The sequence below is a fragment of the Bradyrhizobium sp. BLXBL-01 genome (genome assembly GCF_051853025.1).
Taxonomy (GTDB): Bacteria; Pseudomonadota; Alphaproteobacteria; order Rhizobiales; family Xanthobacteraceae; genus Bradyrhizobium.
Map to the genome: position 1 here is coordinate 8,235,468 of NZ_CP182471.1, position 12,842 is coordinate 8,248,309.

11 protein-coding genes are annotated in these 12,842 nt (G+C 64.7%); 5 read left to right on the plus strand and 6 right to left on the minus strand.

Features of this window, described 5'->3' with window-relative positions; genetic code table 11:
- The first annotated feature begins 67 nt into the window (after positions 1 to 67).
- Positions 68 to 1,648 carry an AMP-binding protein gene (locus tag ACNJYA_RS38065; RefSeq protein WP_439401789.1) on the plus strand — a complete coding sequence of 527 codons (1,581 nt, stop codon included), beginning with the start codon at positions 68 to 70 and terminating at the stop codon, positions 1,646 to 1,648.
- Positions 1,649 to 1,775: 127 nt separating this feature from the next.
- On the opposite strand, the gene ACNJYA_RS38070 is transcribed toward ACNJYA_RS38065, so the two are convergent.
- The 3 genes from ACNJYA_RS38070 to ACNJYA_RS38080 all read right to left on the minus strand — a co-directional run bounded on the left by ACNJYA_RS38070 (position 1,776) and on the right by ACNJYA_RS38080 (position 6,127).
- Positions 1,776 to 2,870, minus strand: coding sequence for an HD-GYP domain-containing protein (locus ACNJYA_RS38070; protein WP_439364982.1), 1,095 nt, complete (start codon positions 2,868 to 2,870; stop codon positions 1,776 to 1,778).
- Between the two features lie 486 nt (positions 2,871 to 3,356).
- On the minus strand, positions 3,357 to 5,639 hold the full coding sequence (locus ACNJYA_RS38075; RefSeq protein WP_439364984.1) for a molybdopterin cofactor-binding domain-containing protein: 2,283 nt from the start codon (positions 5,637 to 5,639) through the stop codon (positions 3,357 to 3,359).
- Positions 5,636 to 6,127 carry a (2Fe-2S)-binding protein gene (locus tag ACNJYA_RS38080; protein ID WP_135163526.1) on the minus strand — a complete coding sequence of 164 codons (492 nt, stop codon included), beginning with the start codon at positions 6,125 to 6,127 and terminating at the stop codon, positions 5,636 to 5,638. The genes ACNJYA_RS38075 and ACNJYA_RS38080 overlap by 4 nt, the downstream gene beginning before the upstream one ends.
- A 499-nt stretch (positions 6,128 to 6,626) precedes the next feature.
- Here ACNJYA_RS38080 and ACNJYA_RS38085 point away from each other — a divergent pair, with 499 nt between their 5' ends.
- From ACNJYA_RS38085 to ACNJYA_RS38095, 3 genes are all read left to right on the plus strand, one after another.
- Positions 6,627 to 7,391 (plus strand): alpha/beta fold hydrolase, encoded by a 765-nt coding sequence (locus ACNJYA_RS38085; RefSeq protein ID WP_212255618.1) that lies wholly within the window; start codon positions 6,627 to 6,629, stop codon positions 7,389 to 7,391.
- 24 nt (positions 7,392 to 7,415) lie between these two features.
- The gene (locus tag ACNJYA_RS38090; RefSeq protein WP_212255616.1) at positions 7,416 to 7,751 is read left to right on the plus strand and encodes a hypothetical protein; all 336 of its coding nucleotides are present in this window, start codon (positions 7,416 to 7,418) and stop codon (positions 7,749 to 7,751) included.
- Between the two features lie 280 nt (positions 7,752 to 8,031).
- Complete coding sequence (locus ACNJYA_RS38095; RefSeq protein ID WP_439364986.1) at positions 8,032 to 8,703, plus strand: dienelactone hydrolase family protein; 672 nt, start codon at positions 8,032 to 8,034, stop codon at positions 8,701 to 8,703.
- Between the two features lie 135 nt (positions 8,704 to 8,838).
- Here ACNJYA_RS38095 and ACNJYA_RS38100 read toward each other — a convergent pair whose 3' ends face one another.
- From ACNJYA_RS38100 to ACNJYA_RS38110, 3 genes are all read right to left on the minus strand, one after another.
- Entirely contained in the window at positions 8,839 to 9,585 is a 747-nt protein-coding gene (locus ACNJYA_RS38100) for a polysaccharide biosynthesis/export family protein (protein ID WP_439364988.1), read from the minus strand.
- A 265-nt stretch (positions 9,586 to 9,850) separates the two neighbouring features.
- On the minus strand, positions 9,851 to 10,507 hold the full coding sequence (msrA, locus tag ACNJYA_RS38105; RefSeq protein WP_260381367.1) for a peptide-methionine (S)-S-oxide reductase MsrA: 657 nt from the start codon (positions 10,505 to 10,507) through the stop codon (positions 9,851 to 9,853).
- A 133-nt stretch (positions 10,508 to 10,640) separates the two neighbouring features.
- Complete coding sequence (locus ACNJYA_RS38110) at positions 10,641 to 10,958, minus strand: hypothetical protein (protein WP_025033220.1); 318 nt, start codon at positions 10,956 to 10,958, stop codon at positions 10,641 to 10,643.
- Positions 10,959 to 11,380: 422 nt separating this feature from the next.
- Here ACNJYA_RS38110 and rpsT point away from each other — a divergent pair, with 422 nt between their 5' ends.
- Entirely contained in the window at positions 11,381 to 11,647 is a 267-nt protein-coding gene (gene rpsT / locus ACNJYA_RS38115; RefSeq protein WP_024338506.1) for a 30S ribosomal protein S20, read from the plus strand.
- Positions 11,648 to 12,842: the final 1,195 nt, after the last annotated feature.

Below are 12,842 nucleotides of genomic sequence, written 5' to 3' on the forward strand. Positions count from 1 at the left end.
GATGGCAGGAAGACGCAATCATCAAAAGACAGCCGCCAGCAAGATGCAGGCTGCACCGGGAGGAGCCATGCCAGTTCAACAGACCACAGCCGGAATCGTGGGCCCGTTCGATGGGCTCGACGTGCCCTGGCTCTTGAAGATGCGCGCCGAAATCCGCAGCTCACATCCGTTCCTGATCTGGGCGCCGTTCGATGCGCCGGCGCGGCGCTGGAGCTACGGCGAGTTTCACGAGCGGGTCGGCGCGCTCGCGGCCGGGCTCGCCAGGCGCGGCGTCAAGCCGGGCGAATATGTGCTCATTCATCTCGACAATTGCATCGAGGCGATGCTGGCCTGGTTCGCCTGCGTCGAGCTGGGCGCCGTCGCGGTCACCACCAACACGCGCTCGGCGCCGGCCGAGATCGCGTATTTCGCCGATCATTGCGCCGCGGTCGCCGCGATCACGCAGCCGGCCTATGCGGACATCGTCGCGCAGAACTGCCGCAACATCCGTTGGCTGGCGGTGACCTCGCACGATGCGGGCGCGGCGCCCGCGCAAGGGGTGTCGCGCGGCGACAGCTTCGAATCGCTGTTCGCCGACAGTGCCGATCGTCCCCGGCGCGCGACCGATCCGCTGGCGCCATGCAGCGTGCAATACACCTCGGGCACGACGTCGCGGCCCAAGGCGGTGCTGTGGACCCATGCCAACGCGCTGTGGGGCGCCAAGATCAACGCCGCGCATGAGGACCTGCACGCCGGCGACGTGCACCAGGCCTACTTGCCGCTGTTCCACACCAACGCGCTGGCCTATTCCATGCTGGCGACGCTGTGGGTCGGAGCGACTTGCGTGATCCAGCCGCGCTTCTCGGCCAGCCGGTTCTGGGGCGTCGCACGCGAGCATGGCGCGACCTGGACCTCGACCATCCCGTTCTGCACGAAGGCGCTGCTCGAACAGGAGATCCCGAAGGACCACAAGTTCCGCCTGTGGGGCACCGCCATCAACGAGCCGCCGGCCTTTGCCGCGTTCGGCATCAAGATGATCGGCTGGTGGGGCATGACCGAGACCATCACCCACGGCATCGTCGGCGAGGTCGACCAGCCCAACATCCCGATGTCGATCGGCCGCGCCGCGCCCGAATATCAGATCCGCATCACCGACGACGACGGACGGCCGACGGAGGTCGGCGACACCGGCAATCTCGCGATCAAGGGCATCCCGGGCCTGTCGCTGTTCGCCGAGTACCTGCACAACGAGAAGGCCACGCGCGAGAGCTTTGACGAGCACGGCTTCTTTCTCACCGGCGACCGTGTCGAGCGGCTCCAGAACGGCTTCATCAAGTTCGGCGACCGCGCCAAGGACATGCTGAAGGTCGGCGGCGAGAACGTTGCGGCCTCCGAGATCGAGCAGGTGATCGCCGTCGTGCCGGGCGTGGGCGAGGCCGCGGTGGTGGCGAAGAAGCATCCGATGCTGGACGAGGTGCCTGTGGTCTTCATCATCCCGCAGGGCGGCGTCGCGGGCGCTGCGCCCGATCTGCATGATCGCGTGATGGACGCCTGCCGCAAGGGCCTCGCCGACTTCAAGCTGCCGCGCGAGATCAGGTTCGTCGACGACATGCCGCGCTCGACGCTGGAGAAGGTGGCGAAGGCGGAGCTGCGGAAGATGGTGGGGTGAGGCGCGCGAAGACAGTTCACCCGTCATTGCGAGCGAAGCGAAGCAATCCAGCGTTCCTCCGCGGAGACAGTCTGGATTGCTTCGTCGCTTCGCTCCTCGCAATGACGAGGTTGGAGAGATCCTTATCCTAGAACGACCCCAGCGCGACCGGGCGGAACGCCTGCAGCAGCTGCTGGTCGAGCTTGCCGCCCATGCCTTCCATCATCGTGAAGGCGCGGGAATGGGTGAAGGGCATGCGGTAGGCGCGCTTCTCCACCAGCGCGGCGTAGATGTCGACGATCGTCGTCAGCCGCACGATGTCGCTGATCTGGTTCGACGACAGGCCGTTCGGATAGCCCGAGCCGTCGAGGAATTCGTGGTGATGCAGCACCACGTCCAGCATCTCCGGCGGGAAGCTGCCTTGGGCGGCGAGCGCGTCATAGCCGCGGCGCGGATGCTGGCGGACCTCGGCCATCTCCTCGTCGGTGAGCTTGCCGGGCTTGTCGAGCAGCCAGGCCGGAACGAAGGCCTTGCCGACGTCGTGCAGCAGCGCGGCGCGGGTCAGGCGGCGCTGGTCGTCCTCGCGCATGCCGAGATGCTGGGCGAAGGCGACGGCGAAGCCGGTGACGAACAGGCAGTGGCGATAGCTGCCGACATGATGACAGCCCACCGTGGTGAGCCATTCACGCAGCGAGGAATGCTTGATCGCCTTCAGGATCTTGCTCTCGGCGGCGATGACGTCGTCGAAGGTCAGGGGCACGCCGAGCGGCAGCTTCTCGAACATCTTGGTCAGCACCGCATGCGCCGCCTCGACGCCGCGGTTGAGCGTCTTGCCGCGATCGGTGGCGTCATAGGCGGCGGTGTCCGGGAAGGCGGCGCGGATGCGCTGCAGGATGGCGTCGGCCTGAAGTGGCCGCGAGATGGTGTCGGTGGCCCCGAGCGCCCAGGCCTGCATGGTGCCGTGATGCAGGGCGTCCGCGAGCACGAACAGCCGCGGCATCGAACGATAGGCATCGCCGCGCAGCTTGTTGCGGACCCGCTGCACGCTCTCGGGCGAGCGCAGGTTGATGTCGACCACGAGGCCGGAGAGATCGCGCGCCGGCTGGGCGGGGATCTCCTCGGTCTTCACCGTCGAGACGTCGCCGACCGCTTTCAAGATGCTGGCGAGCTCGCTGCTGCCGTCGCTGCGATCGGAGGCGAGCAGAAGCCGGCGTTTGGCGGCGGATTTGGCTGTGGCGTTCATGGCTTCCCCACAAGGACCGGGAACTCGGGCGTATTGGCCGATGAGCCTAAGCCGGATCAGGTTCTCTGGCCCTTAAGAGGCGTGCTCAATGGAGGCTTGGGGAATTGCACGCAATTTTAGGGATTGGGTTCCGGGGGGGGACCTCAAAAGTGAGAAAACAACCCCATGCACAGTAGAGCGGGCATTGATAACACAGGGGAATTTCTACTGGCCCTAAGACCTACCTCCGCTGTCGTCGCCCGGCTTGCCACCTTCGCTGAAGCTTCGGCGCGCCGGGCATCCGTGTGAGCCTCGGCGTAGCCTTGGCGGAGCCGGGACCGGGCGACCCAGTACGCCGAGACGGCAAGGCTGGAACCGAGATGCCGCGGCGTACTGGATGCCCCGCTTTCGCTGGGCATGACAGTGAGGGTGGGAGGCGGCTCCAAAAACAAATCCGCCGGAGGTTGCCCTCCGGCGGACCATTTGATTCTGCAATCGCGGCTCGGCTTACGCCTTCATGCTCGCCTTCACGGCCTCCGCCGTGATCGGTAGCGCCCGGACGCGGGCGCCGCTGGCATTGTAGATGGCGTTGCCGATGGCCGGCGCGACCACGGTCACCGCGGGCTCGCCGACGCCGGTCGCCTTCTCGCCGTTGGCAATCACGGCAACCGCGACCTCGGGCGTCTGGCTCATCCGCAAGGGCGTGTAGCTGTCGAAATTGGTCTGCTCGATGCCACCGTCCTTGAGTGTCGCCTTCTCGTACATCGCCAGCGACAGGCCCCACAGCGCCGCACCCTCGACCTGGGCGCGGATATTGTCGGGATGCACCTGCGTGCCGACGTCGGTTGCGACCGTGAGCTTCTTCACGGTCACCTCCCCCGACGGCGCGACGGCGACGTGAGCCACGCACGCCGTCCAGCTCGCGGTTGCGCGCTCCTGCGAGGAGACGCAGGCGACGCCCATGCCCTCGCCTTTCGGCAATTGCTTGGTGCCGTAGCCGGACAGTCCCATCGCGGCGAGCAGCGTGTTGCGCAAGCGCTGCGCGCCGCCGTCGTTCTTGCCGGCGCCGTCGAGCAAGGAGATGCGGAACTGCGCGGGATCCTTGCCCGTCGCTGCCGCGATCTCGTCGATCATGCTTTCGACGGCCCAGAACGTCCAGCCCGGCGCCACCGAGCGAAGCTGGCCGGACGGCGTGGCGTTGTGCGCGAGCTCGTTCTTGATCGCCCGCACATAATGGTTGGGCACGGTGTAGAAGAAGTCCGCGCCATTGACCGTGAAGGAATCAAGCGGGCCCTTCTTGTCGACCGAGGGCGTCAGGAAATCGGGGATTCCCCAGCGCGCGGTCGGCCAGGCCGAGACCACGTCGTGGCTGATCGCAACGAGCTTGCCATCGCCGTCCACGCCGGCCTTGACCTTCTGGTAGGTGAGCGGACGCGAGAAATCCATCGTCATGTCGTTCTCGCGCGAATAGATCACCTTCACCGGCTTGCCGACCGCCTTGGCCGCCTGCACCGCCGGAATCATCATGTCGGCATCGAGCCGCCGGCCGAAGCCGCCGCCCAGCCAATGCTGATGCATCACGACGAATTTCGGATCGATCCCGGCAGCGCCCGCCGCGATCGCACCGGAGCGCGTCGCGAACTGGTTGCCGGAATAGATGTGCAGGATGTCGCCCTTGAACTCCGCGGTGGCGTTCATCGGCTCCAGCGGCGCGTGGATGTTGATGCTGGTGGTGTATTCCGCCTCCACCACCTTGGCCGCCGAGCCGAAGGCAGCATTGGGATCGCCGTCCTTGACGAAGAACTGGCCGGAATCCTCCAGGCCCTGGAGCCGCTTGGCTTCGTCGAGCAGCGACTGGCTCGACAGCTTCGCGTTCGGACCCGCGTCATAGGCGATCTTCAGCGCCTGTGCCGCCTTCTTGGCGTTGGCGTAGGTGCCGGCGACGGCGACGACCCAGCCCGACGTCGTTGCGGTCTTGTCGTCGAGCGTGACGGCCTTGATGAAGCCCGGCACTTTCTTTGCCGCGCTGTCATCGACCGATTTCACCGTGGCGCCGAAGCGCACCGGCGGCGTGACCACCGCGCCATAGACCATGCCCGGCAACATCACGTCGATGCCGTACTTGGCCGTGCCGTTGGTCTTGGAGGGGATGTCGAGCTGCGGCACCGACACGCCGATCATGGTGTATTGATCGGGTGTTTTCAGCTTGAGTGCCTTGAGCTCGTCCGGCGTGAAGGTCTTCGTCGCCTTGCCGCTTTTCACGACATCGGCGAACGACATCTGCTTTTTCGACTTCGGATGCACGATCATGGAATCGCGCACCACCAGCTCCGATGCCGGCACGCCCATGGCGGCGGCGGCACCTTCCGTCAATGCGATCCGCCCGGCCGCACCGGCCCGGCTCATCGCCTCGAAGTTCATCATGGTCGACCAGCTGCCGCCGGTGATCTGTGCGCCCAGCACGGGATCGTTGAACTTGGGATCGTTGGAGGCGAGCTGCACGCGCATGTCGCTCCATTTCGCGCCCAGTTCCTCGCAGACGATCTGCGCCATGGTGGAGGCGATGTGCTGGCCCATGTCGGCCTTGCCGCAGGTCACGGTCACGAGCCCGTCCGGCGAGATCGCGTACCAGACGCTCGGCTCGAAATTGGCCGGCGCGGCGGCTGCCGATTCGATGCCGGGCACGCCGGCATAGCCGAGCACGAGACCGGTCGCGGCGGTGCCGACGAGGAAGGAGCGGCGGCTGAGATCCGTCGTCTCGGGTGTCACGTTCTTCACATGCTCGTTCATGTGGGCCTCCGCTCGTTGGAGGTGGCGGATGCGGTGCGCATCTCGGATGCGGCGCGCATGATCGCCTTCTGGATCCGCGAATAGGTCATGCAGCGGCAGAGATTGCCGTCCATATGGGCGACCACCTCTTCCTTGGTCGGATTGGGATTCTTCGCGAGCAGCGACGCCGCCTGCATGATCTGCCCGGACTGGCAATAGCCGCATTGCGGCACCTGCTCGGCGATCCAGGCCTTCTGCAAGGGATGATCGCCCTTGGCGGAGAGACCTTCGATGGTGGTGATCTTCTTGCCGGCGACGTCGCCGACCATGGTCTGGCACGAGCGTACGGCTTCGCCGTTGACGTGCACGGTGCAGGCACCGCACAGCCCGGCACCGCAGCCGAACTTGGTGCCGGTCATCTGCAATTGCTCGCGGATCGCCCAGAGGAGCGGCGTGTCGTTCGCCGCATCCACGGACAGACTCCGCCCGTTGATGGTGAGTGTTGGCATAGGCGTCTTCCCCTGCCGGTGCATGAAGCCGCTTACGGCGGCAACTTGAATGGCGGACGCCCACCGGGCTGGCGTCAACCTTGCCCGCGAGAATGATCGCGTTCCGGCGCGGAGGCAAATGCAATTTGGAACGAGTCGAAAAATCGACCGCCACACTCGCCCGTTGTGCGCCGCGCCAAGGGCGGCGACGCAGCCACTGGACACAACAGCGCGTGCGTCAGGCATGCGTGCCATCGCGTTCGAGCGGTTTCTTCGAGGTAACTTGGCGAGCTAGAGTGCAGCCGCACGCAAACCCTTACCCTCCCCTGGAGGGGGAGGGTCGATCGCGCGAAGCGCGAGCGGGGTGGGGTGATCTCTCCACACGGGCACTGTTGGATGTGGAAAGACCGTCACCCCACCCCGTCTCACATTTCGCTGCGCTCCATGTGAGCCGACCCTCCCCCTCCAGGGGAGGGTGAAGCACCGAGTTAGTGGCGAGGAAAAGAAAGGGCGGGAAACAATGCCAAGGATAAACCGGGACGGCGTCGGGATCTATTACGAGGTTCATGGCAACGGGCCGCCGCTGCTGCTCACGCACGGCTATTCCTCGACATCGGCGATGTGGCATGGGCAGATCGATGCGCTGGCCAGGGATCACCAGCTGATCCTGTGGGACATGCGCGGTCACGGCCAGTCCGATTATCCCGACGATGCGAACGCGTACAGCGAAGCGCTGACGATCGGCGACATGGCGGCGATCCTCGATGCGGTTGGTGCGAAGCGCGCCATCATCGGCGGGCTTTCGCTCGGCGGCTACATGTCGCTCGCGTTCTATCGCGCACATCCGGAGCGGGCCCGCGCGCTGCTGATCATCGACACCGGCCCCGGCTTCAGGAAGGACGATGCGCGCGAGGCCTGGAACGCGCGGGCGCTTGCCACCGCAGAGCGGCTCGACCGCGAAGGCCTCGACGTGTTGAAGGCGGCGACGCGCGAGCGCGCCACCGCGCGCCATCGCAACGCCAGGGGACTGGCGCTTGCCGCGCGCGGCATGCTGACCCAGCGCGATGCGCGCGTGATGGAGCTGTTGCCCGACATCCGGGTGCCCAGCCTGATCGTGGTCGGCGCCGACGACACGCCGTTCCTCGCCGCGTCCGACTACATGGCGGCAAAAATCCCCGGCGCACAAAAGGTCGTGATCCCCGCCGCCGGACACGCCGTCAACATCGATCAACCCCAGGCTTTTGTTGACGCGGTCGCGCCTTTCCTGAAGAACTTGCCGGCATAGGGCGATCGAGCAGGGACACGGGCGATGAAGCTGATGATGCTGGCTGCGGGCACGATGCTGCTGTCGCTATCTGCGCAGGCCGAGCCGATCGGCGCCGTGCCGCCACGCCAGCCCTTCGTCACGACCTTGTCGAACAACATTCCGCTCGCCTTCGGCATGGATGCCGAACAAACCGCACGCGCGCTCGGTCAGCCGCTGCAATATGTGCGGGGACGTCCCGGCCACGAGATCTATCTCGCTTTGCGCAACATCGGCGGCAGCCGCCTGATCCCCTCTCGCCACCGCCTGTTCCTGCAATTCCGTCACGGACGGCTGGCCGGATGGAAGGAGGATTACGGCGAGAACTGGATGTGGGAGTGAGGTGCTGCGCTTCATCCTGAGAGAATGTGAAGCTATCGCTAGGATTTGAGGTGCTGGCTGGCGGACAATGGCCCTACACCATACTCCGTCATTGCGAGCGCAGCGAAGCAATCCAGGCTGCTTCCGCGGAGGGATTCTGGATTGCTTCGCGGAGCCTGTCATCGGGCCGCGCTTTGCGCGGACCCGGTGGCTCGCAATGACGGTGTTGAAGCAGCGAGCTCTCATCTATGACCGTCATCCTGAGAGCCTGAGTTCGTAACAACCAAGAAGGACAACCCGCGTGGGACAAGACATCAAGCTGACGGCCTCCGACAATTTCCAGCTCGGCGCCTATCGCGCCGACCCCGCCGGCACGCCGAAGGGCGCGGTGGTGGTGATCCAGGAGATCTTTGGGGTCAATCACCACATCCGCTCGGTCTGCGACCGCCTTGCCGGGGAAGGCTATGTCGCGATCGCGCCGTCGATCTTCGACCGGACGGCGCCGAACTTCCAGTCGGGCTATTCGCCCGACGAGATCGCGGAGGCGCGCAAGTTCGTGGCCAATCCGGACTGGGCGGCAATGCTGCGCGACACGCAAGCTGCGATCGATGCGGTGAAGAGCACCGGGCCCGTGGGCATCATCGGCTTTTGCTTAGGGGGCAGCATCGCTTTCGTCGCGGCGACGCGATTGACCGGCCTGAAGGCCGCGATCGGCTATTACGGCGGCGCCGTCGTGCGCTTCGCCGACGAGACGCCGAAGGTGCCGACCCAGCTGCATTTCGGCGAGAAGGATGCGGGCATTCCGCTCACCGACGTCGAGACCGTCAAGGCGAAGCGGCCCGAGGTCGAAGTCCACATCTATCCGGGCGCCCAGCACGGCTTCCATTGCGACGAGCGCGCCAGCTACGACAAGGCCAGCGCCGACATCGCCTGGCCGCGCAGCATGGCGTTCTTCGCGAAGCATTTGAAATAGAGTGCGGGTTTCTCCACCGTCATTCCGGGGCGCGCGCAGCGCGAGCCCGGAATCCATCGAGCGTCAGCGCTTGTGGATGAATGGATTCCGGGCTCGCGACTTCGTCGCGCCCCGGAATGACAGAAGGAGAGAACCCTAGAACCAGCGCTCGCCGACGAACACGGTGTCGCCCGGTGCGAGCGGCGTGCCGAGCGGAACGACCGCGCGCATGGCGCCGCCGTTCTCGCTGTGCGTGACCGTGACCACGTCGCGCTTGGCGCGCGGGGAGAAACCGCCGGCGATGGCGACCGCGCTCTCGACCGTCATGTTCGGCACGTAAGGATATTGGCCGGGCGCAAGGACCTCGCCGAGGATGAAGAACGGACGATAGGTCTCGATCTCGACCGCCACCGAAGGTTCGCGGATGTAGCCGTTGCGCAGGCGTGCGGCGATCTCGCCGGCCAGCCCTGCCGTGGTGCGGCCGCGGGCCGGCACCGCGCCGATCAGCGGCATGGTGATGGAGCCGCCGGCATCGATCGCATAGCTGTTGGTGAGACCTTCCTGGCCATAGACCACGACGCGAAGCTTGTCGCCGGCGTCGAGATGGTAGGAGGCGCCATTGCGCACCGGTGCCGCCATCGGCGCGGCGTAGCCGACCGGCATCGGCGCGGGCGAGGCGGCAAAGGAATTGCTGAAGGCTGCGATGGCGCCGCCGCCGTTGTTGGCGACGACCACCGGCTGCGGCACGCCGTAGGGCTGGCCGTAGGCCATGGAATCGAGATCGGGACGAGGCTGCACCATCGCGACGGGGGTTGCGGTCTGCATGCAGCCGCCAAGGGCCAGCGCGGCGGACGCTGCCAAGGACGCCAAGTTCGACCATCGAAACGCGCGTGCAACCGGCACCGGACCCATCCCTCGAAACGAGACAGCTCCACTGATGCACCGGGTATGGTTAATAAAGCGTTGAGTGGAGGGATGACGGTGCCACCCTCCCCTGGAGGGGGAGGGTCGATCGCGCGTAGCGCGAGCGGGGTGGGGTGACGGTCTTTCCGCGACGAACAGTGCCCGAGTGGAGAGATCACCCCACCCCGTCACGCAATCTCGCTTCGCTCGATCGCGTGCCGACCCTCCCCCTCCAGGGGAGGGTAAGCAAGACACGTCGTTTAGCTCACGCGCTCACGCCAACGCCGATCGGGCAGGACACGCCGGTGCCGCCCAGGCCGCAATAGCCGGCGGGATTCTTCGCCAGATATTGCTGATGGTAGTCCTCGGCGAAATAGAACGCACCGGCGGGCGCGATCTCGGTGGTGATGGCACCGAGCCCCTTCGCTGCGAGCGCCTTCTGATAGAGCGCCTTCGACTGCTCGGCCGCCTGCTTCTGCGCATCGGAAGTGGTGTAGATCGCGCTTCGGTATTGCGTGCCGACGTCGTTGCCCTGGCGCATCCCCTGCGTCGGGTTGTGGCTTTCCCAGAAAGTCTTCAGAAGCGTCTCGTAGGAGATCTTGTTCGGATCGAACACGACCAGCACCACTTCGGTGTGGGCGGTGCGGCCCGAGCAGACCTCCTCATAGGTCGGGTTCGGCGTGTGACCGCCGGCATAGCCGACGGCCGTCACATAGATGCCCTCGCGAAGCTGCCAGAACTTGCGCTCGGCGCCCCAGAAGCAGCCTAAGCCGAACAATGCCTGCTCGAGACCGGCGGGATAAGGCGGCTTCAGCTTTGCGCCGTTGACGAAATGGGTGGTCGCGGTCGGGATGGCCTGCGCACGGCCCGGCAGCGCGTCAGCTGCGCTCGGCAATGCAGTGGTCTTGCGCATGAACAGCATGATGGATCTCCGAAGCGAGCGCATGCCTGAGCCAGTCGGGAGACCAGGCGCGTGCTCGCGATGAGGTGGGAATATAGGGCTCTACGCGGCAAGAGGCAGCGCTGTTACGCGGCGGCCAGCGGAACTTGAAAGCTCAATCCCGGGAATAGCCGATCAAGGGCTTGCGCGGGCGGAACAGGATCATCAGGAGGATGCCCAAAATGCCGAGGACGGCGAAGACCGGCTGCTCCAGCACCAGGCGGATCACCGAGGTCCAGAGCCAAGGCGCCTTGGCCTCGACCCAGGTGCGGAAGGCCGATTGGCTGGCCTGATTGATGTCGTTCCAGAACTGGCCGAAACGGGTGAATTTGAGGGTCTGGTCGGCCACCCAGCGGGCGCCGTCATAGACCATGAAGATGAACCCGCCGGCGAGCAGCAACAGCCCAATCAGTCGGAAAAAGCCGCGGATCATGCCTCACCTACGATAGTCGCCCGACCGGACGACCTTGCGAAACGATGCCAGCCAATAGCCGGGCGACGGCGGAAATTCAACCTCTTCAGGGCGTTACGGCACCAAACCGGCCCGCCAAAGGCGCGTTTCCAGCCCCCGAAAGCGTTGACGGTGCGAAAGACCCTCTCTATAAGGGCGCCAACTGGCGGTGGGCGCAATCCCGCCGCCGCTGTTCTTTGAGCAGTTGCAGGCACCTTGGGCTTCAGGACTCTCTCGAGCTTGAAGTCACCGTGGAGCCTCAGAGACAGCCGCAAGGCGGTCGCTCATGTTCCGGGAACGGCCCAGCAACCGAACACCCTAAATCCGAGCGTCGATTACGCGGTCAAGCAAGCCGGCGCTACCCGACCAAGACGCGACCGGTACCCGCAAAGGACATTGAGACCATGGCCAATACCACTTCCGCCAAGAAAGCGACGCGCAAGATCGCCCGCCGCACCGCCGTCAACAAGTCGCGCCGCACCCAGATGCGTGGCGCCGTGCGCACTGTCGAGGAAGCCATCAAGAGCGGCGATCGCGCCGCTGCCGTGAAGGCACTCGCGACTGCCGAGCCCGCCTTGATGCGCGCCGCCCAGCGCAACATCATTCACAAGAACAACGCCAGCCGCAAAGTCTCGCGCCTCACCGCGCAGATCGCCAAGCTCGCGAAGTAAATCTTGCCAAGTCATCTTGGCGACATCGTCTGATCGGTCGATCCGGTCAGCGCGTCAAAAAGCCCGGCCTCACGCCGGGCTTTTTTGTTGGCTGTCATAATTTCACGCCAGCAGTCACGCGATGCTCACGCCTCGCTTGGACGATTTAAATCGTCTGCGTCAGTTTTCGTTCCGTAGTTCTACCTGCCGATGTTCTGCAACAGTGGAAACTTCACTGCGTTGCAAAAACCCCTGTGCCGCGGGCGCGAATTGAATCGGTGGCCGATGAGAGTTCTGCACACCGTAGATTCACCGGAACGCGAGCGAGTGTGGAGTTACCCTGCAAAACGAGTCTCGAAAAGCGATGACTCGATAATCACTTATCTACATAGCAGCGACAAGCATTTGGAAAATTCGCCCGCACGTCGGGCGCATGACGAATTTATAAAAAAAATTTGGCGCTGAACGAGAATTGTCACATGACGCGCGGCCTTCTCGATTCTGTGCACGGATTCAAAAACTTGCTTCGGAGCCTGTGAACAACTCCTGTGCGGCATTAACCGAGGTCAAGTTTTTTGACGCCTCAACTGTGAATCAATTTCGTTGCGAGTCTTTCCGCTTAGTGTATTCCTTAACCCAGTCAGCGGCGCCCACGATCTTGAGACCAGCGCGGTTTAGGAAACGGGGCGAACGTGCAGATCGGCGGCGGTAGGCACGTAGGCGACGCTTCAACAAGTGATGTCGGTTCAAAACCCACAGCAATGTGGGAATGGTAGCTCTTTGTCTGAATGTCTCCAAGCGGGATCTCCTCGCTCGCGCCAAGCGCAAATGAGAGACATCGCGAAGTTACCCCGGCACGCAAGGTGGCGAAGTCGAGCGGACGACGAGTACATTGGGCAGACATCCGCGACAGGAGTACGGCGCGGTTGTCTTCAGGACACGCAGGACCTTGTCGTGAGCGATCACGGCAGGACGGGGAGGTATCATGTCTTACGGACTCAGCGCGGTATTGCAGCACGTTTCTTTTTCCAACGATGCCGTTTCAGCCCCGTCGGATCTCCAGCCTCCCGCGTGTGACGGAGCGCCGAGTACGCGCTGACCTCGCGACCCCTCCATCTCTGACATCGCTGATCTGACCCGCGGCGTTCGCGCCGAACGGTCGAGCCATGCCCGACGATGGACTCGCTCGAGGTCGCGCCAGTTCAGGGTGCGTGGC